Below are 22,465 nucleotides of genomic sequence, written 5' to 3'. Positions count from 1 at the left end.
GGCAACAGCATGGACCTGACTGACCCATACGCCCCGAAGCCGGCGGTGCCGTTCGACTACGGCATGATGGAGCCCGAGGCGGCCGACGAGGCGAGAGCGGTTGTCGAGCGGTATCGCGCCCGAACGAAGTCCTACGTGATGGACACCGGCCGCGACCTCCTCGCGATGAAGGAGCGGCTGGGGCACGGCCTGTTCCTGAAGTGGGTTGGGGCCGAGATGAGCCTGACAGCCCGCACCGCCCAGAACTTCATGCAGACGGCCGCACAACTCAGGAGCAAAAGCGAAACGGTTTCGCATCTGCCTCCGACGACGCTCTACAAGCTGGCCTCGCCTTCGTTGCCGGACCCGATCCGCGAGGAGATCGTCGGGCGGCTTGATGCCGGCGAGGCTTTGACGCCCAAGGCGATCGACAGCCGCATCTGGGAGGCTCGCAAGGAAGCCGAGCGTGAGGCCGCCGAGGCGAAGCTGACCCCGGATGAGTGGAAGCGGCAGGCCAAGAACAAGCGCGAGGCCGAGGCCCGTCGTCGTCGCGAGCTTGAACGCTGGCAGGCCGAGCAGGCCGAGGAGCGCGCTCGGAAGGGTGCAGCGACCAAAGAGCTTGCCGAACTGCTGGCCGCGCGTCTCGACGATGAGAGCTTTGCGGCGGCGTATCGGCTCCTGCGCGAATGCGACGTCTTCATCCTACGGGGCGACCTTGCGACCGCCTACGGCCCAACCGCCGAAGCTCTGGCGCATAGCGCGGCCATGAAGCGCGATCTCGACGCCCATGCCGACGCCTGAAACCCTGCCGGCCGAGATTTACGGCGAGACCGTAAAACTCCCGGCCGAGGCCACCGCGATCGTCCGCGCCTATCAGCGCGCCTCGAAGGCCGACGCTACCGTGAGGGCGTACACGACCGACGCGCGGGTGTTTCAGGACTGGTGCGCCCGGTACGGGTTCCGCTCGCTGCCGGCGACGCCGGAGGCTGTGGCCGCGTTCCTCGTCTCGGAGGCAGAGGAGGGCAAGGCCGCCTCGACCATCGGCCGGCGCTGCGCGGCTATCAGCTACGCGCACAAGCTTGCGAAGGCGCCTGACCCGACCGATGACGAAGAAGTGCGGGCGACGATGAAGGGCATCCGGCGCCGGGTCGGAGTTAAGCCCGAACAGAAAGCGGCGGCCACTGACGACGTCATCATCTCGTTGTTGCGGGCCACGCCGAACACGCTGACTGGCAAGCGGGATCGGGCGCTGCTGGCGCTCGGGTTCGCAGGTGCGTTCCGGCGCTCCGAACTGGTGGCGCTCAACGTCGCGGACTTCGTCGAGGACAAGGACGGCCTGCGGGTCCGCATCGGCAAGAGCAAGACGGATCAGGAAGGGCAGGGGGTCGAGATCGCCATCCCGCATGGTCGATACATCCGGCCGGTGGCGCTCGTGCGGGAATGGCTGGACGCTGCCGGCATCAAGGATGGCCCGGTGTTTCGGCCGATCTCGCGGAGCGGCAACATGCGGAAACTGGCTCAAGTTGCGCCGGTTTCGGACGGGGCAGTGGGTTCGACGGATGTCGGGGGATTCGAACCCTCTGAGCCCCGCCTGACAACGCGGGCCGTGGCGGACATCATGAAGCTGTACTGCACGGCGGCCGGGCTCGATGCCTCGACCTTCGGGGCGCACTCGTTGAGGGCTGGCTACATCACGACGGCGGCCGAGCGGGGTGCGGATCTCGCGCGAATCATGGATCAATCGCGCCACCGCGATCCGCGAACCGTGCTCGGCTACATCCGGCGAGCGAACGCCTTCAAGGACCACTCAGGAAGTGGGTTCTTGTGAGGGGAGGGGGGCCTATCCAGGCTCCTTGGCCAAGGCGTCGAGCGCCTGAGCAAGGCCACGGAAGGAGAGCGGGATCGCAACATCCTGGCCGCCGGCGTTCTTGAAGGCGATGCGGCCCGGCTCGGTGACCCCGCGCCAGCGCCGCAATCCCTCTTCCTTGACGGTCGCATCGGCCACGCAAGCGCCGGGCAGGCAGCGCCGCCAGGCCAGCTCGATCCCGGTGGTGTCCTTCTCGTCCATCAGCACGCGCACGCTGCTGGGGAAGACCACGTTCGGCGGCAGAAGCGCCGTGATCTGCAGCGGCTGACCGGCACCGACCCGCCCGACCGCGATCTGCGCGATCGGCTGGGCCTGCCCCTGCACCTGCATCGACTGGGCGACCTCGCAGACGCGCACCGGCTTCTCGGCCGTGCCGCCGCGCTGGCAACGCATCACCCAGTCGCCATAGCTCGCCGAGGTCGTACCGGGCTCTGAAGGCACGGCAGGAGCCGGTTGAGCAATTGTGGGTGCAGCCTTAACCGGTGGCTGACCCGACTGAGCCAGGACAGGACCGTAGGCGAGGATCCCGGCGGCCGGCACGGTTGTGAGTGCGCCGGCTGCCAGGATCAGGATCGTCTTCGTCATCGAACGCATTGTCACGCGCCTACCAGCGATAGAGGAAGCCGCCCTTGATGCCGTGGATCTGGGTGCGATCCGCGCCAACCTGGCCGGTGTAGGCGATCGAGAGCGTCGTCGCCGGAGCCACCTGCCAGTCGAGACCGGCCTGCGCCACCATGGCATCGCGCGCCACCGGGACGCCGGCGGTGAGGAAGGTCTGGCCGGCAGCGCCGAAGCTGAACAGCGTCGAGGGCACCACGTCGCCATAGGCGCGGCGGTAGCCAACGAGGCCGCGCACGAAGATCGGCGTGGTCGAGCCAAAGAACTCGCCGATCTGCCCTTGCGCCTGCACACCCACCGTCGAGGTAGCGATGTCGTAGTCCTGATCCCTGCTGGTCAGAGCCGCTGCACCGCCGCGCTCGGTGAAGCCGTCGCGGCTGATCCGGATGGCCGCCCCCCCGACGAAGGGCTCGAAGTAGCCATTGCCCGAACCGATGCGGTAGCCTGCCTCGCCGAAGGCCTGTCCGAGCGATCCGCCGTAGCGGGCGCTCGCATTCTCCGAGAAGCCGGGGAAGAGCACCGCGCGGTTGGTGGCGAGGCTCGAACCGGCATAGGCGCCGCCGAGGCGCAACTGCACCGCGCCGAAGTTGCCGCCGGCATAAAGCGCGCCGTAGCCGCTCTCGACCGTGCCGGTGGACTGGCGGGCGGTGACGTCGAGGGTGGTGAAGGTGTAGCCGCCGGCCACACCGACGCGCCAGTTCTGGTCGAGGCGGGTGTCGGCGCCGAGCACGAAGCCCGAGGTCTGCTGATCGAGGCGGGCGGCGTTGCCGTCGCCACCGATCGAACCGAACGAGCCAAAACCCTGGCCCCAGACCGCCACCGGGTTCGGCGCGACGAGCTGCGTCGAGACCGGCACCGGCGCCGTCGTCCGGCCGGGAAGATCGGCGGTGTAGACCGCCGGCAGGGTGGTGCCGGGGGCGAAGCGTTGGCCGATGCCCTCCGCACCGAGGCCACCGAAGCTCGGGGTCTCGCCGAAGCGTAGCCGATCGAGGATCGCCTCGCGCACGAGGTAGCCCGTCGCGAACTGGCTCGTTACCGCGCTCGAATGGATCTCACCCGAGAGCGCATTGAAGGCCTGACGGGCCTGCGAGGCGGAGAGCACAGCGATGCCGTCGTAGAGTGGCGTGCCGACACCCGTTGCCTGAGCGGCACCGGCGACGTTGCCCTGGTTGCGCGTGACGGCGACGGCGCCGAACTCCAGATCGTTGCGAGCGAGGCGGAGGAAGGCGTCGTTGGCACCGTAGGTCAGGAACGGCGTCAGGAAGGCGAAGTTCGAGGTGACGCCCGCGAACTGCCCGGTGAGGCCGCCAGCCGCGCTGAGGATCGTGTAGCTCGTGGTCGGGTTGTAGAGCCCGAACTGCGCGTTGACCTGAACCGTGCCGCCCTGGAGCGTGGCGGTGCCGGTGGCTGCGATGCGGTCGGACTGGCCGGCCGGCGTGGCATCGACCTGGTAGAGCGACTGAGCCGCGAACAGGACGTTGCCGGCGATGTTCAGCGTCCCCGGGCTACCGCCCGCCGTGCTGGCGCCCGGTGCGGCGGTTGCGCCCGACTGGACAGTGAGCCCACCGATGGTGCCCGTGCCGCCGACGACAGCGCCGTTCGCCACGGTGACCGGTGAGGCGGCGAGGCTGCCGTTGACCACGAACCCGCCCGTGGCGACCGTGGTCGGGCCCGAGAACGAGCCGGTGCCAGCGTAGGTCAGGGTGCCAGCACCTTGCTTGACGAAGCGGCCGGTACCGTTGAGCGCGTTGCCGAGCGTCGCGTCGCTCGCCTGATCGATCACCAGCGCCGCGTTGTTGGTGATGGCGCCTGAGCCGAGCCCGGCGGCCGCCGTCACGAGTGTCCCCGCGCCGACCGTGGTGCCTCCCGAGTAGGTGTTGGTGCCAGAGAGCGTCAGGGTGCCGGTGCCGAGCTTGGTCAGGCTCGTGGCGCTACCGCCGTCGACGATGCTGCCGGCGTAAGCCGTCGAGCTGTTGTCGCCGTTGGTGGTGAGCGCGCCGTTGCGCACGACCGCTGCCGCGTTGCTGCCTGAGAGCGAACCGACGGTGAAGGCGGTCCTGCCGAGATCGACCGTGCCGTTGTTGGTCAGCCCGGTCACCCCGGCAAGCGGGCCGGTGAGGACGAAGCTGCCGCCCGCCGCATTGGTCACCGCCCCGGCAATGCGTCCCGACGCGGTGATCGCGCCGGCGTTGCTCACCGCCCCATTGATCGTGCCAGAGGTAGCCAGGCTGCCGCCGGTCACCGCCACCGCGCCGTTAATCGTCCCGGTGTTGGTGCTGGTGCCGGCGCTGTTGGAAAGACCGCCGTTGAGCGTCGCGGCATTGCCGAAGGTGCCGCTGTTGGCGACGCCGCCGTTGATCGTGCCGGTGTTGGCCAGCGTCCCGGCATTCGAGATCGGCGCGGAAGCCGTGGTCCAGGTGCCGCTGTTGCTCAGCGTCCCGCCGACATCGTTGCGGGCGTTGCCCTGCCACAGGCCGGCATTGCTCACGCTACCGGTGTTGGCCGTGAGGTTGCCGGTCCACACGCCCGTCGCGCGGTTGGCGATCGTGCCCGAGGCGGCGTTGCTCACGTCGGCGTTGTAGCGCCCGTCGTTGACCACGCTGCCGCTGTTGGCCAGCGCACCCATGGCGGTGCCGCCCTGCGCCACCGCGATCGAGCCGGAGTTGCTGATCCCGGCCCCTGCGTTGAGGCTTCCGCCGTTCGCCACCGTGACGGCGCCAGCGTTGGTGATCAGGCCGGCGACGCTGTAGGCGCCACCAGTGGCGATCGCCACGCTCGCCCCGGCGGCGTTGCCGAGCATGCCGTTGCTCGCGACCGTGCCGGTGATGGTGAGGGAGCCGGCGTTGTTGGCGATGGCGCCGTCGATGCGCCCGGCAGACGCCGTCACCGTGCCGGTGTTGGTCAGCCCGCCGGCGATCGTGCCGGAAGTCGCGAGAGTGCCGCTGTTGCCGACGCCTCCGTTCAGGCTGCCGGTGTTCGTGGCACTGCCCGTGTTGGTCAGCGCGCCCGCCACGCTGCCGGTGTTGGTGAAGGTCGCGGCGTTGGCGACCGGCCCGGCGAGCGAGCCGGTGTTGGCCAGCGTGCCGACCGAGATCGTGGTGGTCCCGGTGTAGCTGTTGGCCCCCGACAGCGTGAACGTGCCGGTCCCGACCTTGGTCAGCCCGCCGGTGCCGGAGATCGTGCCGGCGTAGGTGGTCGAGGCGTTGCTCCCGCCGGTGGTCAGGATGCCTGAGCCCAGCGTCACGCTGCCCGAGCCTGCCAGCGAGGCAATGGTCTGGTTGAAGCTCGCCAGGTCCATCCGCGCGCCGGGCGCGATGGTCGCCGCGGAGGTGGCCGAGAACGCGTTGACGGCATCGGCCTGCAGCGTGCCGGCGTTGATCGTGGTCTCGCCGGTGTAGGTGTTGGCGCCCGACAGGGTCAGGGTGCCGGCTCCGAGCTTAGTCAGCGCGGTGGCGCCGGTGATCGCACCAGCATAGCCCGACGAGGTGCCGTCGGACCCGGCGGTCAGGGTGCCGCCGTTGGCGATGGTCGCCGCCGCCGTCGAACCGGCGAGCGAGCCGACCGCGAGGCTGTTGCCGCCGAGGTCGAACGCGCCGTCGTTGGTCAGCCGCCCGATGCCGGTAAGCCCACCGGTCACCGTGAACGTGCCGCCGGCCTGGTTGGCCACGGCGCCGTTGATCTGGCCCTGCGCGTTCACCGCCCCGGCGTTGCTCAGCGTGCCGTTGACGATCCCGGTGGTGGTGAAGGTCCCGGCTAGGATCGTCGCGCCGCCGTTGATCGTGCCGGTGTTGGTCGCGGTGCCGGCGCTGTTGGTGAGCCCGCCGCCGACCGTTCCGGAGTTGGTGAAGGTCCCGCTGTTGGCGACCGCGCCACCGATACCGCCGCTGTTCATGGCGGTGCCGGTGTTGCTCAGGCTACCGGCCACCGTCCCCGCATTGGCGAAGGTCGCCGCGTTGGAGACGCTGCCGGCGAGGCTGCCGGTATTGGTCAGCGTGCCGCCCGCCACGGTGGTCGGACCGGTATACGTGTTGGCGCCCGAGAGCGTCAGCATGCCGGCGTCGAGCGTCAGGCCGCCGGTGCCGGAGGCGCTGCCACCATAGGTGGTCGAGGCGTTGGTCAGCGTCAGGGTGTTCCCGCCGAGAGCGACGGCGCCGGTGCCCGAGAGCGTCACGATCGAGGTCCCCGGCGCGGTGACGCCGGTGATGTCGAAGCCTCCGTTGGCGTCGACGAACACGTTCTGCGATGCGGCGATCGAGCCCGCACCGGACAGTGCGAGGGTGCCGGCAGAGATCGTGGTCGTGCCGGTGTAGCCGTTGGCCCCCGACAGCGTCAGCGTGCTCATACCGACCTTGGTCAGTGCCGTGGCACCGGTGATCGCACCAGCATAGCCCGACGAGGTGCCGTCGGACCCGGCGGTCAGGGTGCCGCCGTTGGCGATGGTAGCAGCCGCGGTCGAACCGGCGAGGGAGCCGATTGCCAGGTCGTTGCCGCCGAGATCGACCGTGCCGTCGTTGGTGAGACGCCCGATGCCGGTGAGCGCGCCGACCACCGTGAAGCTGCCGCCGGCCTGATTGGCCACAGCGCCGTTGATCTGACCCTGCGCGGTCACGGTCCCGGCATTGGTCAGCGTGCCGTTGATCACGCTGGTGGTGGCGTTGGTGTCGAGGCGACCGGCCAGGATCGTGGCGCCGCCGTTGATCGTCCCGGTATTGGTGCTGGTGCCGGCGAGATTGGTGAGCCCGCCAGCCACGGTGCCGGAGTTGGTCAGCGTGCCGGAATTGACCGCCGCCCCGGTGATCGTCCCGCTGTTGCCGGCGGACCCTGCGTTGGTGAGGTTGCCGGTCACCGTGCCGGCGTTGGTGAAGACGGCGTTGTTCGTCACCGACGAGGCGATCGAACCGCTGGCCGCGATGGCGAGCGTGCCGGCCTGGACGGTGGTGGCTCCCGTGTAGCTGCTCGCCCCCGTGAGCGTCAGCGTACCGGCCCCGAGCTTGACGAGACCGATCGTCCCGCCGGTCGAGGTCAGCGCATTGGCGATAGTCGCACCGACGCCGGTATCGACGTTGACGAAGCTCTGGTTGGCGGTGGTGAAGGGGTCGCCGGTGAGGTTGAGCGTGCCGGCGCCGCCGAGCTGGTAGCCGTCGACCGTGAACTGCACGCCCTGCAGGTTCTGCGCGCCCGCCACCGTCACGGTGCCGGCCGTACCGCCGAAGATCCCGACGCCGGAGCGCCAGACGTCGTTGACCTGCCCGCCCGGCAGCATCGTCCAGTTGGTGTTGCCTGCGTTCCAGGTCCCGGTGCCGCCCTGGGCCCCTGCGGTGGCGCCGGTCAGGTCGGCGCCGTCGAAGTACTGCACCGACTGGTTGCCGTTGGTGAGCAGCAGGTTCACCTGGTTCGGGATGTTCTTGTAGACCAGCGCGGTGCTGTTGGCGGTCGGCGTCGTGATCGCGCCGAAGTCGCCCGTGACGGTCCCGCCGTAGTTGTACAGGCGGTAGGCGCCCGAGACTGGGTTGTTGGCGGCGTTGTCCGCCGCCACGAGCTGCAGCGTACCCGCCAGCGTCAGATTGCGTCCGACGATGATCAGGTCGTTGCTCGCCCCGCCCACGAAGCCGGGCGCGCCGAGTTCGTAGAGCGAGGTCGAGGCGGCGTTCAGGGTGTAGTCGCGCGCGACCGTCAGCGTGCCCGGCGAGTTGCCGGCCGAGACCGTACCGCCGTTGACCACCACCGAGCCCGCGATGGTGCCCGCGCCGTGCAGCGTGCCGTCGGTGTTGACGTTCACGGTCGCCGTGTTGCCCGCCGTGTCGCCGAAGACCGCGCCCGTTGCGCCGGCGCCGCCGATCGACAGGATGCCGGCATTGACGTTGGCCGTGCCGGTGAACTGGCCGTTGGCCGCGCTGTTCGTGCCGTTGAGGACCGTGGTGCCGCTGCCGTTCTGGTTGAGCACGCCCGCGCCAGTGACGGTGTTGGCGAGCGTGATCGCGGTGGTGTTGGCGAGGTTCAGCACGCTCGGGCCGTTGCCGCCGTTGGCGGTCGCGTTCACGATGGCGAGGTTGCCGGTGAGCGTGCCGACCGTGTCGCCGAGCGTGAGGGTGCCGCCGTCGATCTGCAGCGCGTTCACGCCGGTCCCGCCGGCCGCGATGGCGCCGTAGTTGGTCAGCCCGGTGGTGCCGTTGCCGGCCACCCGCAGGCCGATCGCGCCCTGGACGGTTGGTTGGGTCGCGGCGCCGCTGGCGCCGACCGTGACGGTGTTGCCGGCGCTGTTGCCGGTCAGGAACACGCCCGCGTTGGCAGCGCCGCCGGTGCTCCCGGCCGCGATGGCGCCGTTGGCGGTGACCGCCACCGCGCCCGAGGTGCCGGTGGCAACGATGCCCGAGCCGTTCGTCGTGGTGATTGCTCCGGCGGTCACGGTGACCGTGCCGGTGCCCGCCGTGATTGCGTTGATGCCGATCGTATCCGAGGACACGGCACTGGATCTGTTTACGAGGATGGTGCCGGCGCTCGCCGCATTCGCGATCTGCGCATCGAGGCCGATGCTACCTCCTGCCAGGGTCGTGATCGTACCGGATCCGGTCACCGAGACCGAACCGGTTCCCGCGCCCTGAGAGAAGGCGCGTATGCCCTGGTTGCTCGCTCGGATCGCCCCGTCGGCCATGACCGAGACATTCCCCGAGCCCGACGTGGTGGCGAAGATGCCGGAAGCTGGAGCCGTGATGCTGCCGATCGTACCGGCTGCCGACGTGGTCACCGTGACGTTGCCCGCGCTCCCAGTTGCCTGAGCGACGATACCGTTGACGAAAGTCCCACCGGCGGCCGAGATCGCTCCGGTGTTGGCAACCGTAACGCCGCCGGTGCCCGACGAGATCGCATTGATCGCGGTCCCACCGTTCACGCCCGTCGCATGCTGAAGAGCGGCTGCGTTATTGACGGTGATCAGCCCGCCGGAATTGGTCGCGTTGATCGCGGCGGCGTCCGCCCCGCTCTGGATCGTGCCGGTGCTGGTGTTGATCGTCACCGTACCGGCATTGGCTGTTGCGTTGATCGCGATGCCGCCCGCGGTGATGTTGCCGATCGCGACCGGCAGGACTGTCGTGCCGACCGTCACGCTGCCGGCGCCCGCCGTCCTGGCGTTGATGCCGGTCGTCCCGGCGCTGACCGCTCCCGAGCGCGTCACGAGCACGTTGCCGGCGTTGTTGGCGCTCGTGACCCGCGCGTCGATGCCGATGCCGGTATTGGCGGTGGTCGCACCGCTGCCCGAGACGGTCACACCCGCGTTCGTGCCTCCAGCCGTGCCCTGCTGTAAGGCCTGGATGCCGGCGTTGGCGGTGACGGCGCCCGTACCGCCGACCGAGACTGAGCCGGTGCCGGTGCTCGTCGCGAAAATGCCGAGCGTGCCGACCGTAATGCTGGCGGAGTTGTCGACGGTCACGACGCCGGCGCCGGCGCCCGGCGCCGAGATGCCGACGCCGAAGTTGTTGGTTATCGTCCCGGTGTTCGTGATCGCGATCGACGTGGGGGTGCCGGCGAGCACGCCGGAGGTGCCGTTCGTCGCGAAGATCGCCGTGCCACGGGTCAGGGTGCCCGGGCGCGTCAGCGTCGCGTTGTTGGTGACTTGGACGTAGCCCGTCCCAGAAGCGACGTGGGTCGCTTTAATAACGTCGTCTTCCCCAACATTGCCGCTAGAAAGCGTCGTACCCGCCGTGGTCGTGACCACGACATTGCCGGCGCCGGTGTCGCCGTTTCCATTGAAGATCGACGCGTTGATGGCCAAGCCGCCGGCCGTGATGTTGTTCTGGGCGGCGACGGTGACGTTGCCGGATGCGAAGTTGATCGCCCGCACGCCCTCGTTGCCAGAGGTCACCGTGCCGGAGGTGATCGAGATCGTGCCCGCGACGTTCCGCTCGCCGTTGATGCCGACCGAGTTCGTCGTCGTCGCGCTGACCTGACCGCCGGTCTGGTTGATGACGACGGCACCCGAGCCCGTCGAGCGGGCATCGATGCCGTTGCTCGTCGCCTGGATCGTGCCGGCGGTCTGGTTGACCGTGACGGCACCGTTCACGGTGCTGGCGGCGATGCCGTTGCCGCCAGTGCTGGTGATGTTGCCGCCAGTGACGACGCTGACGGCGCCCGTTCCGGTGCTGCTGGTCTGGATCGCATTACCCGCGCTCGAGACGGCGCCGAGGGCGGCCCCTGTCGTGCCGAGGACGACATTGCCGCCCTGGCTGGCCGCCCGGATGCCGAAGCCGCCGGTTCCAGTGACCGAGCCGTTGCCGGTGATGGAGATGGCATCGGCCGTGGTCAGGTTGGCATCGATGCCGTTGGTGCCGCTCAGCGTACCGGCGCCGGTGTTGTTGATCGTAACCGGCCCCGTCAGCGCAAAAACGGCGCTTTGGGTGGCCGCAGTGACGCTGCCGGTATTGTTGAAAGTACCGCCCTGCAGCGCAACGCCCTGGTTGGCGGCGGTGATCGTGCCGGCATTGTTGAAGATCGCGCCGGTGTTCACGAGCACGGCGGCTTGGGCCTGCCCACCCGTTGCACCCGAGACCAGCCCAGCAACGCCGGCTGTGTTCAAGGAACCGCCCGTCCCGAGAGCGAGCGTGCCCTGGTTGGCGACCAGCGCGCCCCCAGTCATCGCACCGGTCAGCGTCTGCGTACCGGTACCGGTCTTGGCGAGGATGCCCGTGGTGTTGGCGTTGATCGCGCCGGCGTAGGTGCCGTCCGTGGTGTTGTCGCCGCCCACCGTCAGCGTTAAGCCGGCCGCGATGTTGACCGTGCTGCTGGTGTTTCCACCGGAGAGGGAGCCGATCGTCTCGCTGGTCTGTGTCTGCAGCGTCGCCGCCGTGCCTACGGCGTTGCCGAACGTCACCCGGCTCGTGTCGGCCAGCGCCGTACCGGCGGCGTTGTTCAGCGTGAGAGTACCGGCGTTGATCGTCGTCGCGCCGGTGTAGGTGTTGACGCCGGTGAGCGTGACCGTGCCCGCGCCGTTCTTGGTGAAGGTACCCGTACCCGTGGCGATGGCTCCCGAAATCGCAGTCGCGCCCGCGCCGCCCACGGTCAGGTTCTGGTTCGCGCCGCCGATGCCCCCCGACAGCGTCAGCGTGCCGGCGTCCGAATTGATACGGCTTGCGCCGGCCAGGGTGATCGCACCGGCATAGGTGTTGGCGCCGGAAACGTTCTGGAGCGCGCCGTTGCTGCCGGTGGAGCCGTTGCCTGCGAGGCTCAAAGCCTCGCCGGTCACCGTGATGTTGTTCTGAAGCTGAAGCGTGCCGCCCGATTGCACGGTCGTACCGGCCGCCGTCGTGCCGAGCGCGGTTGCGTTCTGGATGTTGAGGATGCCGCCCGAGATCGTCGTGGCGCCGCTGTAGGTGTTGGCGCCACTGAGCACGAAGACGCCAGTGTCGAGCTTGTTGACTGAGGTCGAGCCCGAGATGACGGCGCCATAGGCACCGGCGGCGCCGTTGGCAGCGGTGCCGTCACCCGTGCCACGCAGGTTCAGCGTGTTGTTGCCGCCTCCGAGATCGATGGTGCCGAATGACGCCGCAGCCAACGTTCCGGCGTTCTGAAGCGTGACGGTCGACTGTGCGTTCGTAACCGGGTCGGTATAGGCGCGGGTCAGCGCCGTCGCATTCACCGTACCCGTGTAGAGCGAGACGGTATCGTTCCCGCCGGAGCCGAGGATCGAGCCCGTCGACGATCCTGCGTAGAGGTTCGCGGTCAACGTCGCGTTGTTGAGGACAGTGAGTCCCCGCGTCCCGCTCCCGATCGAACCATAGTTGTTCACGGTCATCGCTTGGCCGTTGGTCCCGAGGCCGTAGCCGACGGTGGCGTCCGAGCCGCCGGTGATCGTGCCGCCCGTGGCATTGGTGACGCTCAGCGTCGCCCCGGCGCCGCCCGCCGCGACGCCGTAGTTCGTGCTGCTGCTGATCGTGCCGGCATTCAGTATGCTCGAGGCCCCGCCCGTGAGGCCGACGCCGTCGGTGGTCCCGCTGATCGTGCCCAGATTGGTCAGCGTCAGCGCGGCGCTCGACGTGATGCCGCGAGCCCCGCCGCCCTGGATCGTTCCGCCAGCTTGGTTGAGGACCGCGCCGCCGGCCCGGAGCTGGATCCCGGCGACGCCGCCCGCGGTGATCGTGTTGTCGGCGTTGAGGGTGCCCGAGGCGATCCGGCCGGCGTTGGTGATCCGGTCGGCGGCGTTCGAGCCCACCGCGCCGTACCGGCCGACGATCGTGCCGCCGGCCTGGTTGATCAGGGTCAGCGCGCCGCCGCCGTCGCTGCCGACGCCGTAGCCGTTCCCGGAGTTGCTGGCGTTCTGCCCGTAGATGACGCCGGTGCCGACGTTCGTGACGGTGAGCGCGCCCGTGCCGTGCTGGGTTACGCCATCGAAGTCGATGCCCTGGATCCGGCCGGCGTTGCCCACGGTGAGCGCGCCAACGACACCGCTCTGGAGCTGGATGACGCCGCTGGCTTGGCCCACGATCTCCGCGTTCGCGGCGTTGTTGACGGTGGTGCCCACGGTGGTGCTGGTCGTGACGGCGTTGATGCCGCCCACGCCACCGATGACGCGCACGCTGCCCTGGTTGGTGAAGGTGCCGCCGTTCAGGGCGATGCCGTTGGCGGCGGCGACGTAGCTTCCCGTGGCTGCGATCGTGACGTTCGAAGCGTCCGCGACGGTGAAGCCGCCGGTCTGCGTCAGCGCGCCGGCGAAGGTCGCAGTGTTGGTGCCGGTCAGGCCCGCCACACGCAGGGTGCCCGCGCCGTTGACGGCGCCCGAATAGGTCGTGCTGACATTGGCCGCGCCCGTGGTGAGCGTCTGGCCCGAGGCGATCGCCACGGTCCCGGCGCCCGCGCCGTTCACCGCCGCACCGCCGCTGAGTGCGCCGATGGTCTCCGAGCCCTGGATGGCGAAGGTGCCGCCGCCGCCCGCCGTCAGCGCCACCGTGCCGGTGTCGGCGATGGCGGTACCGCCGGTAACGGCCAGCGTGCCCGCGTTGATGGCGATTGCGCCGGAATAGAAGTTGCCCCCCGATAAGGCCAGGGTACCAGCGCCATTTTTGTTTAAGGTGCCGGAGCCAACAACCGAACCGGCGACCGACACGTTATTGCCATTGGTGTCGATCGTACTCAGACCCGCGAGGCTAACTAGGCGCGTATTAGGCGAATTAATATCTCCGATTGCCTGTAGCGTCGCGCCGTCCTTGAAAAATAGTGAATTAGGGCCTGAACCGTTACCGAGTGCCGTCGAGCTATTAGCTTGCACTGTACCGCCAGAAATATAGAATGCGCCGCTGTTGGTATTGTCACCAGTCAACGTCAACGTACCGGCGCCGACTTTGTCCAGAACCCCCCCTCCCGAGATCTGTCCAGCGATCGACACAGCGTTGTTGTTGGTATCGATCTTTGCGGATCCGTTGAGCGTCACATTGCGCGTGCCAGGCGAAGTAATGGCGCCGATGGCCTGCAGCGTGCCGCCATTGAGCGCCAACGTGTTGGTGGCCGAGCCATCACCAAGGGCCGCCGAGCTGTTAACCTGCAACGTGCCGTTGGAGAGTGTAGTAGCGCCGGTATAGGTGTTGGTGCCCGACAGCGTCAGCGTGCCGGTGCCGGCCTGGGTGATGTTGCCGGAGCCAGTGATCGTGCCCGCGAAGGTGTAAGCGTTGTTGCGGTTGAAGATCAGGGAGGCGTTGTTCGTAACGTTGCCGACGATCGAACCTGTCGCGCCGCCTGCGCCGATCTGGAGTGCGCCGCCCGAGATCGTGGTGCCACCGGTATAGGTGTTGTTGCCCGAGAACGTCTGCGTGCCGGCACCGGTCTTGACGATGGCCAACCCACCCGTGCCGGCGTTGTCGACGAGCGTGCCGGAGAAGGTGCCGTTCCCGCCGGCGACGCCGATGGTCGTCGTTCGCGTGCCCTGGAACCCGCCGGCATACGTCCCGGCACCCGTCAGCGCATCGACGAAGACGGCGGCTTCGACGGTGTTGAGGGTGGCCCCGGCCGCGATGTTGAGGCTGGCCCTGTTGTCCGTCCAGATTCCCTGGCCGGAGCTGCTGCCGCCCAGAGTGCCTTCGAGGACGTTGATCAGGCCGCCCTGCGACAGGCTGATGTTGGTGTTGCCGCCGTTGCCCCCGAAGGTGATAGCCCCGGTTCCGGTCTTCTCGATCGTGCCGGCACCGTTGAAGGTGTTCGGCGCTATCGTGTACCCGTTGGTTCCCGTGTTGTTCAGCTCGACGGTGGCGCCGGCGCCGATCGCCACGGTGCCGCTGGAGCCGAAGGCACGGCCGGTGTTCTGAGCGATCACACGCCCGGCCGACACCGTGGTGCCACCCGTGTAGGCGTTGGCGCCCGTCAGGACGAGCGTTCCGGCGCCATTTTGCGTGACTGCGCCCGTACCGCCGATGACGTTGGCGATGCTGATCGTCGTGCCGGCCGCCGCGTTGTCAACGATGCCGGCCCCGCCGAAATTCACCCGGGAGCCGGTGATCGTGTAGTTCTGAGCGTTGGCGTTGAACGTCCAGGCGTTGGGCGCGATCGGGCCGGCCGTGACCGAGACCGTCGCTGAGCCCGCATTGCCGAACACCGCGTCCTGGCCGGCGGCAACCGGCGCCGTGTTCGGCGTCCAGTTCGCCGCGGCATTGTAGTCGGACGTGCCGCCGTTCCACGTCGAGGTCTGGGCCGCGGCGGCTGACGCGCCGCTGATCAGGGCCGCGGCCGCGGCGAGCATAGCCTGCCACCTCCGCCGCCCGACCCGCGCCGCCGGCCGCACCTTGCGCACACGCGCCGACCGCAGCGGGTTCAGCCGCTCCAGCAGCGAGGCCGGGGTCTCGATCGCCAGCGCCAGGAGCCGGGCCATCCGCGCCTGCAGTAGCGAGGGCGACGACGGGAGGTGCAGCACGCTCGGAGCTGGCTGCGGCAGGATCCGGATCCCGACCAACGCCGTCGAAGCGATCAACGCCTGGTGCAGAACGCGCACCATCGATGTCTGCTGCGTCATTTTAAAAGCCTACCCTGTCGACCGCTGACTCGACGGTCGCGATCTCGCCACCTAGCGCTTATGCAAGCGGGAAAGCATTGTCTGAGCGTCCCAAACTCATGGACAACGCAGTAGGCAGCCCACTGAAGCTTTTGTGCAACAAACCAATTACGTAGTGATCTTGACTACATATATCATCTATAGTAAATCACAGAAAGTTGATTTGGAAAATATAATTGTGAGAAGAGGTTCTTACAGGGCTCAAATCGATCAATCCGATCAAGAAGTCTGCTCAAGTTTGAGAAAAAAGTCTATTGATTTCATAGACACTAATTTGAGCAATGAGTATTTAGGTCCTGAGCATCTTCGCATACATCTCGATCTTGCACGCTCTGTCATGTTTAGGCTGTTCAAGCCAGCCGGCGGCGTAATGACGCTGATTGTAACGCGTCGCATTCACAAAGCAGCTCGATACTTACTTAATCATTCTAGAACTCAAGGAGAGCCACGTAATTATTCCAAGAAGATTGGTTTTACTCATGCGTCGAACTACACTCGCGCATTCAAAAGTCGCCTTAATATGTCGCCGCGACAATACCTGCTTCGGGTACGTGAAGGCGATTGCAATTGGATTGCAGCGCAGCTCGCAGAAATTGAGATGGCAGAGAGGCGTCTGATCAACGGCGAGGCCCCAGAACCCAAGATGCCTGCTTGAGGCCGGCTACCGGCTGCCATGAGCTACTGCTCGGTAACGTGGCGGTCGGCCCATTCGGCCTCTGACATTTCCGACCTCTCGGTGAGGTAGAGGACGCCGTTCGGGGCTGAGGCTCGGCCCTGCGCGACGCGGACTCGCCAGTTCGCGAGGGCGGCGTCGGCCTCGTCATCCTCGATAGGGTAGTCGGCCATGACGCTGATTGGCGCGCCAACGTGGCGGGCGCTCTCGATGCGTTCGAGCCGGCGGCGCAAATCGACGATGCTCATTGGTGTCTCCTCGGTCCAGGGACGACGATGCGGCGGTCGATCATGAGGATTCCGGGGCCGGGACCGCCCGCCGCGACGATGGCCGCGATCTGGCGCTCGGCATCCGCATCGTCCCGCGTGATGATCTGGATGGCGCCGCGATGTTCTGGCTGCCGGTGTCGTGCTTCGACCTTGTCGAGGCGACGGCGGAGATCGCTGATGCTCATTGCAGGCTCCCGGAACGTGGTTCGTGGGCGGCAGACCATTGCTCGGCAGTCAGCACCGGAGCGCGAAGGATCAGTGTGTCGCCGTTCCGGCTGGCTCGGCCATCGGCAACCCATGCGCGCCAGTCTCGGACGGCCTCGGCCGCGATAGGGGCAGGGTGGCCGGCGAGGTTGCACAGGCTGGTGATGTGGCCGGCGCCCTGTCGAGCCTCGATGCGGTCGAGACGACGGCGGAGGGCGTCGAGGCTCATCGGATCATCCCCTCGCGGTTGAGAAGCGCCACGGCCCATTCCTCGCGCTCGGGCTGCGGGTCCTTCAGCCAGGCGATCAGGGCGTCGAGTTCGTCGTCAGTGTAGCGGTGCACGCCGGAGACGCGATCGGCGAAGCGGCGTTCGGCCTTGCGCAGGCGGGCTTCAATGCCGGACAGCATTCGGACCTCCCGTGTCCTCTTCGATCAGGGCGGCAAGATAGGCATCGTCGACGTGACCGGTGGTCCGAAGGTGGGTGGTGGCCTGGGCGAGGCTACCGTGCTCGGCGGCAAGCTGTCGGTAGCTCGCGCGAACGATCCGCCAGAGTTGGGCGTCGGTCATCTGTTCGAGGTCGCCGTGTAGGCCCTGGGCGTGCTCGATCTTGCGTAGGCGGTGGTCGAGGTTTCCTGTCGTCATCGTGCTCCATCCTCCTCGATCCGACGCATCCGCTCGTTCAGGCTCGCGGTCTCGATCGCCCTCATGTGTGCAGCTAGGGCGTGCCCGACGTCCGCCGCTTCTGATGGGGTGATGTCGCCGGACGCGACGGCTTGCAGGAGGGCGCTCGTCGCCTTCGGCAGGTCGTCCGTGGTGGTGATCTCGGGCAGTTCGAACCGTACGGGTCGTTCGCGCCTTACGGGCAGCAAACGATCCAGGCACATACGAAGGGCCTGCGGTTCGCCCTCGCGCGCCAACTCGATCGCCTTGCGGACGATGGCCTCGGCATCTCCGTCGAGGATCGTTTCGAGGGCAAGCGTCGCACGGTTGCGACTACCTCTCGGACGGCCGGCCGGATTGCCGCTCTGGCCTTCCGCGAATGGTTTTCCGTCGCCTCGCATCACAACACTCAGAGCGTGGGATGGCTGTAAATATCAGCCAGGGAACAGCCAGATCGGCCCGTCCAGTTAGAAATATAGCAGGAGCTAAGAGGTTTCACGAATGTGCACCTCGCTTGTCTCGGCGACCTTGGCGCGGGCGGCCTCTCGCAGCCCTTCGGCGAGACCGTGAAGAGCGGCGGCAGCGGCCTGCTGGCGGACCTGCCGAGCGTCGTCGCGGATCTCGATGCTGATGGCTGCGATGCGCGCCATCTCAGCGGCGTGGGCGAGTCCGACGTTGAAGGCTGCGGTCTCTCTCGGGGTCATATCAGCGCCTCCAGCATTGTTCCGCGATGCAGCGTGCGAGCCAGCACGTCATGGCCGCGATCGGCATCCCACATCGTGTTCAGAGCAATCGAGATGCAGTCGGCCAAACGGCCCGATCTGCAACAGGATCCAAGAATACCATCATGACCAATCGCGTAATCGCCGTCGCCACCGCCGCTCTTCTTCTTGCAGGCGTGTCCGCCGGCTCTGCATTCGCTCGGGGACCTGAGAGCGTCGTCCTGCCGACGATCGAGCAGTTCGCGCCGGCCTCCTCCTACAACGCGCAGACGACCGGCCCTCTCGGCGGCGTTGATGGCCCGCTCTATGACCGCTGCGTCGGCGACTCGGCCTCCGAGGGCAACGCCAACCAGCAGAACTTCCCCGTGAAGCAGTACGGCCAGACGTCCGGCGGGACCCGCTGCTGATCCATGGTCCTGAGAGCCATTTCCTACGCGACGGCCGCAGCCTTCGGCCTTGGCCTCGTGACGACAGCCATCGGCTAGGCCCAAGTGCTGTGAGGCGCGTAGACGCGCCTTCGATCTGACGGTTACGCGGCGGGGTGAGAGCCCCGCCGTTTTCATGTGGGCGGTCACGACCGCGCCCCTGACAGCCTCAACACCATCTGCATCGAGTTCGCCCGCATGCTGATCCGGCATCCGATGGTATCGCGAAGTAGTGCAGGTTCGATCGGAATTATTGTTGCACTTGCTCGGCGATTGGTTGCAGCGCAACGTGATCGCTTGCCTAGCAGTGTTGTGGCGGCTCTCATCGTCGGCGCGATGAATCGTCAGGATCGTACTGCTGGATCTCGGCTGATCGAAAGGACGCTTCCTCATGAAACTGAAGAGCATTTCGTACGCAATGATTGGAGTGTTCATCAGCGGTCTTGTCGTTGCTGTTATTGGATCGGCTACTCATCTGTGGGGCCAGTAGGACGCCAAAGCCGAACAGTGGGGGCCGCCGTTTCAGTGGCTGCTATCATGCCGCCCATCCCGGCAGGCCGGACCATGCCTCTCGGACAAGCTGTGTCCGAGCGTCGGCACGAGCGGGGTCAGCCTCAGCAACCTGCCGAAGTGCTTCCTGCATCGCCTCGGATCCGCCTATCGCCGATGCAGCCTTGCCCTGCTGACGGACGGCGGATCGGTGCGCTCTCAACGCCGGCCCGGTTCGCGGCGAGGTCTCAACGATCTCAAGTGCTGCGATCAGCGCGGCAACGATGGGAGCAAGCTCGCGCCAAGTTGGTTTGGCGGGTACCTGGGGCTTGGACGACAGCACGACGTCTGGCGGCGGGCTGACCAGGCTGGTCGTGCGCGGACGCTTCATGCTGCGAGCCCTTCCCATGCCAACGCGACGATGCGCTCGCGGTCCTGCCGGGCGGCCTTGTCGGGCGCCTCGGCTTTGATCCTATCGAGAACGGCGTCGAGGGCGGACGGCCCGATGCTGGCGACGAGTTGGCGGCCGTGCCGAGTGATGGCGGCGCGGTAGGCCGTGACGGCTCCGATGGCCGGGGCGCCGTCGATTGCGGTCAGCAGTGCGTCAATCGCCTTGGCGGTGGTCTCGATCAGGTCGAGGGTGACGTGCGCCGTCATTCGAGAGACCTTCTGATGGTGCTGACAGTGATGGCTCGACGGGAACAAAAAGCGGCGTATCCTTGTGCTTGTCCCGCAGGGGACAAGGGAGGGAAAAATGTCCGCAAACTGGAAATCAGTTAAAGAGGACTTGGACTGGAGTTTAAACCAGGGCGAAGACGTCAAAGGCCGCACTGAACTAATTGAAGCCTTCACCAAGGGCGACTCAAATGAGATGGGGCACGTTATCGAAGCGTTTAAGATGGGCCAGCGCGACAACCACAAGCTGGCCAATTTTACACGATGTGCCCACGAGGACGATAAACGATTATACAACATTGGTCGAAAGCTAATCGAACTCAAATCTTCGTAGTACGCACTGGGGCGCTTTGCGGCGCCCCATCCCCCTTCTTCTCGATGCAAGTGCGTGTAGTACAGCGACGCCGCCTCAAATATGCTTATGAGCAACGCCTCCCGATATTGCCGACTGTCTGAGGCGAGACACCAGCTCGGCGGACGATCTCGCGATTGGTGATTGGTGCGTTGTCGGATTTTCCGATATCAAGCAGCACAATCACGTCGCAGCTCTTGTCCGCGTTCGTGCGGCGAAGGTACCCGAAGTCTCAAAGCGGTATCAGCGTCTGCGTGTGGGTTGCGATGCGTCATACGTGAACAGGATTGGACGGCTTTCACTCGGCTGTCCGATACCGCTCACTGGACCCCGTCGATTGACAGCATAGCCTGCATCATAGCTCTCTCTCAGACCATCTGCGACAACTTTCACAGGCATGTGATCTAAAGCTGCTTTCTAGGAACAAAAAGGTCGTGTAGGGTTTTTGGCAAGATAGCCAGCTCCCCTATGGAGCCGTGGTCCGTCGGGCTAGCCAGGCCGCTTCGGGTTGCCATGATCGGCCGGAGGGCACCGGCAGCAAGCGATAGGGAGACCTGTCGCAGGAGTGGGAACGGGATGCCCCGACCCCACAGACACCCCGGGTTGCCGATCGATGAGCACCCGGAACGCTCCGCGTCAGCTCTCGGGAGAGAGGAAGCGGCGAGTAAAGGCCGACCGCCTGACCCCGGCCTCCCCGACAGGGTTTCGCTCATCGATACATGTTACCGGTACGGCCTGCTTCGGCGCGTCAGGTAGCAGGCTTCGTCTCCGGCAGGCGAAGCCATGCCCCGTCCAACCCCATCAACACATCAGGGACTTCGAGAGCGTCTGATCACGACCGGTGCCGAAACGGGTAAGGTCCTAGGAACAGATCGCCCAAGGCCTTCCTCAACCGATACGTGAACCAACGTTGGCGCAGGTGCTCGGCCTTGTCGTGAAGCATGTGGCACCGCTGACAGAACGCCTTCAGATTTCGCGACTCGTTGTTCGAAGGATCATGATCGAGGTGAGCGCAGGCCAAAACGACCTGTGTTGTCAGGATCGTGGTGCCGATCGGCAATTCGTCGATTGGCGCGAGTTTTAGGGCTCGGCCTCGCCCACTGCGCCATACCGAAGCCGCATCGTCCCACCAGCGGCCATCGCCGAGGTGATAGACCAAGCGCCCGTGTGGTCGGCCGCAGCCTTCACAGCGACCACAGGCCCGCTCGAACCGGATCACGTCCGAGAGCTGCGGCCAATCAATCGGATAGAGCCATCGGTTCTCCGGGCGGATCGGCATCGGGTTCAGCCCTTCGCCGCCTGGCTACGGGCCCGTGCCTGGGGGAAGTACTGGTAGAAGGTGTAGCGGCTGACCCCGAGGCGCTTGGCAATTTCGGCGACGCTGATGGTACCGGCGGCGAGCAGAGCACGCCCTGCTTCGATGTCAGCTTCCTTGAGCGCCTTGGGTCGGCCGCCCTTGCGGCCCCGCGCGATGGCGGCTTTCAGGCCCTCCATCGTGCGCTCACGGTTCAGGTCGAGGAAGTACTCGGCCATGGCACCGTGCATCTGCAGGGCGAAACGGCCATGGGCCGTCGCGCTGTCGAACTGCTCGGTCAGGCTGCGGAAGTGGATCTCCTTCATGCGCAGCCCGTCGATCGTGCGCATCATCTCGACCAGCGAGCGGCCGAGCCGATCGAGCTTCCAGACCACCAGCACGTCGGTGGGGCGCAGGTAGGCGAGGGCGGTCTCAAACTCGGGGCGCTTTGTGCCAGCCTTTCCAGATTTCTTTTCATAGAAAATCTGCTCGCACCCAGCCCGCTCAAGCGCGTCGCGCTGCAGGTCGAGGTTTTGATCGATGGTGGAGACGCGCGCATAGCCGACAAACATGTTAGCTTAGTAATATAGCTACATTTTTCATACAATACATTTCCTGTCATATTTTCCTTACGAAAACTGAGCCGTTTCGCATGGTGAAGGCACGCGCCGGTCAGGTTGTCAGGAAAACGGTCGAATACCTGACAGCTTGACTGGCAGGACAGATGTCTCGTCAGGGCGATTTAGCGACGGTATAGTTTTAAGCTGGCTGGCGGTGTAGACACCAAGGGCCGACAGAACCTTTTTCAGGGTGAAATCCTACAGCGCACGCACAGCAAGCCTTCATGCTGTGGCCGAATCCGCTAAAAAAATTAGACAAACGCATTTTTATTGACCCCATCGATCTAGGGCCCATTCCATTCAGCAGTCAATCTAAGCCGTTAGACATTTTTGCGACAATTATTTTATAAACATTCCGCTGAACACTTGACTTCATATCTATTAAATTTCAGAGACAGTCGAATAAAACTGCTCCAAGGCGATAGACAGATTTTATCGACCAATTAATCGCAGTTGATCTTTGGCTGGGTCTACTGCTGCTATCCAAAACAGCTAGGTGACCCAGTTAATTAGCGTTAGAGTACTTAAAAGCCAGGCTTGGCTGCAAATGTGAGGGTGGGATGGCTTTTTTCCGGCTGACCTCGGATGCGGAC

At 66.2% G+C, this 22,465-nt stretch carries 17 protein-coding genes; 5 read left to right on the top strand and 12 right to left on the bottom strand.

Annotated elements, in window-relative coordinates; genetic code table 11:
* Positions 1-66 precede the first annotated feature (66 nt).
* Positions 67-780 carry a DUF3102 domain-containing protein gene (locus MFF07_RS21530; RefSeq protein WP_238232877.1) on the top strand — a complete coding sequence of 238 codons (714 nt, stop codon included), beginning with the start codon at positions 67-69 and terminating at the stop codon, positions 778-780.
* Positions 767-1,807 (top strand): site-specific integrase, encoded by a 1,041-nt coding sequence (locus MFF07_RS21525; protein WP_238232876.1) that lies wholly within the window; start codon positions 767-769, stop codon positions 1,805-1,807. Before MFF07_RS21530 ends, MFF07_RS21525 begins: the two co-directional genes overlap by 14 nt.
* Before the next feature lie 12 nt (positions 1,808-1,819).
* On the opposite strand, the gene MFF07_RS21520 is transcribed toward MFF07_RS21525, so the two are convergent.
* Both MFF07_RS21520 and MFF07_RS21515 read right to left on the bottom strand, forming a co-directional pair.
* Positions 1,820-2,431 carry an invasion associated locus B family protein gene (locus MFF07_RS21520; protein WP_238232875.1) on the bottom strand — a complete coding sequence of 204 codons (612 nt, stop codon included), beginning with the start codon at positions 2,429-2,431 and terminating at the stop codon, positions 1,820-1,822.
* A 19-nt stretch (positions 2,432-2,450) separates the two neighbouring features.
* Positions 2,451-15,449, bottom strand: coding sequence for an autotransporter-associated beta strand repeat-containing protein (locus MFF07_RS21515; RefSeq protein WP_238232874.1), 12,999 nt, complete (start codon positions 15,447-15,449; stop codon positions 2,451-2,453).
* Positions 15,450-15,609: 160 nt separating this feature from the next.
* On the opposite strand from MFF07_RS21515, the gene MFF07_RS21510 reads away from it, so the two are divergent.
* Positions 15,610-16,143 carry a helix-turn-helix transcriptional regulator gene (locus tag MFF07_RS21510; protein WP_238232873.1) on the top strand — a complete coding sequence of 178 codons (534 nt, stop codon included), beginning with the start codon at positions 15,610-15,612 and terminating at the stop codon, positions 16,141-16,143.
* Positions 16,144-16,166: 23 nt separating this feature from the next.
* Here the strand turns inward: MFF07_RS21510 and MFF07_RS21505 are convergent, their stop codons facing one another.
* The 7 genes from MFF07_RS21505 to MFF07_RS21475 all read right to left on the bottom strand — a co-directional run bounded on the left by MFF07_RS21505 (position 16,167) and on the right by MFF07_RS21475 (position 17,999).
* Positions 16,167-16,409, bottom strand: a complete 243-nt coding sequence (locus MFF07_RS21505; RefSeq protein WP_238232872.1) for a hypothetical protein — start codon at positions 16,407-16,409, stop codon at positions 16,167-16,169.
* Positions 16,406-16,615: a hypothetical protein gene (locus tag MFF07_RS21500; RefSeq protein WP_238232871.1), complete on the bottom strand. Its 210-nt coding sequence runs from the start codon at positions 16,613-16,615 to the stop codon at positions 16,406-16,408. Before MFF07_RS21500 ends, MFF07_RS21505 begins: the two co-directional genes overlap by 4 nt.
* Positions 16,612-16,863, bottom strand: a complete 252-nt coding sequence (locus tag MFF07_RS21495; protein WP_238232870.1) for a hypothetical protein — start codon at positions 16,861-16,863, stop codon at positions 16,612-16,614. The genes MFF07_RS21500 and MFF07_RS21495 overlap by 4 nt, the downstream gene beginning before the upstream one ends.
* The gene (locus tag MFF07_RS21490) at positions 16,860-17,042 is read right to left on the bottom strand and encodes a hypothetical protein (RefSeq protein WP_238232869.1); all 183 of its coding nucleotides are present in this window, start codon (positions 17,040-17,042) and stop codon (positions 16,860-16,862) included. Before MFF07_RS21490 ends, MFF07_RS21495 begins: the two co-directional genes overlap by 4 nt.
* Positions 17,026-17,277 carry a hypothetical protein gene (locus MFF07_RS21485; protein ID WP_238232868.1) on the bottom strand — a complete coding sequence of 84 codons (252 nt, stop codon included), beginning with the start codon at positions 17,275-17,277 and terminating at the stop codon, positions 17,026-17,028. Before MFF07_RS21485 ends, MFF07_RS21490 begins: the two co-directional genes overlap by 17 nt.
* Positions 17,274-17,696, bottom strand: a complete 423-nt coding sequence (locus MFF07_RS21480; protein ID WP_238232867.1) for a DUF5681 domain-containing protein — start codon at positions 17,694-17,696, stop codon at positions 17,274-17,276. The genes MFF07_RS21485 and MFF07_RS21480 overlap by 4 nt, the downstream gene beginning before the upstream one ends.
* Before the next feature lie 84 nt (positions 17,697-17,780).
* The gene (locus tag MFF07_RS21475) at positions 17,781-17,999 is read right to left on the bottom strand and encodes a hypothetical protein (RefSeq protein WP_238232866.1); all 219 of its coding nucleotides are present in this window, start codon (positions 17,997-17,999) and stop codon (positions 17,781-17,783) included.
* Positions 18,000-18,142: 143 nt separating this feature from the next.
* Between MFF07_RS21475 and MFF07_RS21470 the strand changes: the two genes are divergently transcribed.
* Positions 18,143-18,424, top strand: a complete 282-nt coding sequence (locus MFF07_RS21470) for a hypothetical protein (RefSeq protein ID WP_238232865.1) — start codon at positions 18,143-18,145, stop codon at positions 18,422-18,424.
* A gap of 894 nt (positions 18,425-19,318) precedes the next feature.
* On the opposite strand, the gene MFF07_RS21465 is transcribed toward MFF07_RS21470, so the two are convergent.
* Positions 19,319-19,588, bottom strand: coding sequence for a hypothetical protein (locus MFF07_RS21465; RefSeq protein WP_238232864.1), 270 nt, complete (start codon positions 19,586-19,588; stop codon positions 19,319-19,321).
* A gap of 97 nt (positions 19,589-19,685) precedes the next feature.
* On the opposite strand from MFF07_RS21465, the gene MFF07_RS21460 reads away from it, so the two are divergent.
* Positions 19,686-19,940, top strand: coding sequence for a hypothetical protein (locus MFF07_RS21460; protein ID WP_238232863.1), 255 nt, complete (start codon positions 19,686-19,688; stop codon positions 19,938-19,940).
* 850 nt (positions 19,941-20,790) lie between these two features.
* On the opposite strand, the gene MFF07_RS21455 is transcribed toward MFF07_RS21460, so the two are convergent.
* Both MFF07_RS21455 and MFF07_RS21450 read right to left on the bottom strand, forming a co-directional pair.
* Positions 20,791-21,237: a hypothetical protein gene (locus MFF07_RS21455; protein ID WP_238232862.1), complete on the bottom strand. Its 447-nt coding sequence runs from the start codon at positions 21,235-21,237 to the stop codon at positions 20,791-20,793.
* Positions 21,238-21,242: 5 nt separating this feature from the next.
* Positions 21,243-21,824, bottom strand: a complete 582-nt coding sequence (locus MFF07_RS21450) for a recombinase family protein (protein ID WP_238232861.1) — start codon at positions 21,822-21,824, stop codon at positions 21,243-21,245.
* Positions 21,825-22,465 lie beyond the last annotated feature (641 nt).

The sequence above is a fragment of the Methylobacterium thuringiense genome (assembly GCF_022179645.1).
GTDB lineage: Bacteria > Pseudomonadota > Alphaproteobacteria > Rhizobiales > Beijerinckiaceae > Methylobacterium > Methylobacterium thuringiense.
This window is presented reverse-complemented; position numbering and strand designations above follow the sequence as displayed.

Bases quoted from the DNA above. Each gene is read 5' to 3' on its own strand.
- MFF07_RS21480 (WP_238232867.1), bottom strand. From the start codon at position 17,696: ATGCGAGGCGACGGAAAACCATTCGCGGAAGGCCAGAGCGGCAATCCG.
- MFF07_RS21490 (WP_238232869.1), bottom strand. From the start codon at position 17,042: ATGCTGTCCGGCATTGAAGCCCGCCTGCGCAAGGCCGAACGCCGCTTC.
- MFF07_RS21495 (WP_238232870.1), bottom strand. From the start codon at position 16,863: ATGAGCCTCGACGCCCTCCGCCGTCGTCTCGACCGCATCGAGGCTCGA.
- MFF07_RS21450 (WP_238232861.1), bottom strand. From the start codon at position 21,824: ATGTTTGTCGGCTATGCGCGCGTCTCCACCATCGATCAAAACCTCGAC.
- MFF07_RS21500 (WP_238232871.1), bottom strand. From the start codon at position 16,615: ATGAGCATCAGCGATCTCCGCCGTCGCCTCGACAAGGTCGAAGCACGA.
- MFF07_RS21475 (WP_238232866.1), bottom strand. From the start codon at position 17,999: ATGACCCCGAGAGAGACCGCAGCCTTCAACGTCGGACTCGCCCACGCC.
- MFF07_RS21515 (WP_238232874.1), bottom strand. From the start codon at position 15,449: ATGACGCAGCAGACATCGATGGTGCGCGTTCTGCACCAGGCGTTGATC.
- MFF07_RS21455 (WP_238232862.1), bottom strand. From the start codon at position 21,237: ATGCCGATCCGCCCGGAGAACCGATGGCTCTATCCGATTGATTGGCCG.
- MFF07_RS21460 (WP_238232863.1), top strand. From the start codon at position 19,686: ATGTCCGCAAACTGGAAATCAGTTAAAGAGGACTTGGACTGGAGTTTA.
- MFF07_RS21485 (WP_238232868.1), bottom strand. From the start codon at position 17,277: ATGACGACAGGAAACCTCGACCACCGCCTACGCAAGATCGAGCACGCC.
- MFF07_RS21505 (WP_238232872.1), bottom strand. From the start codon at position 16,409: ATGAGCATCGTCGATTTGCGCCGCCGGCTCGAACGCATCGAGAGCGCC.
- MFF07_RS21525 (WP_238232876.1), top strand. From the start codon at position 767: ATGCCGACGCCTGAAACCCTGCCGGCCGAGATTTACGGCGAGACCGTA.
- MFF07_RS21470 (WP_238232865.1), top strand. From the start codon at position 18,143: ATGACCAATCGCGTAATCGCCGTCGCCACCGCCGCTCTTCTTCTTGCA.
- MFF07_RS21530 (WP_238232877.1), top strand. From the start codon at position 67: ATGGAGCCCGAGGCGGCCGACGAGGCGAGAGCGGTTGTCGAGCGGTAT.
- MFF07_RS21465 (WP_238232864.1), bottom strand. From the start codon at position 19,588: ATGACGGCGCACGTCACCCTCGACCTGATCGAGACCACCGCCAAGGCG.
- MFF07_RS21520 (WP_238232875.1), bottom strand. From the start codon at position 2,431: ATGACGAAGACGATCCTGATCCTGGCAGCCGGCGCACTCACAACCGTG.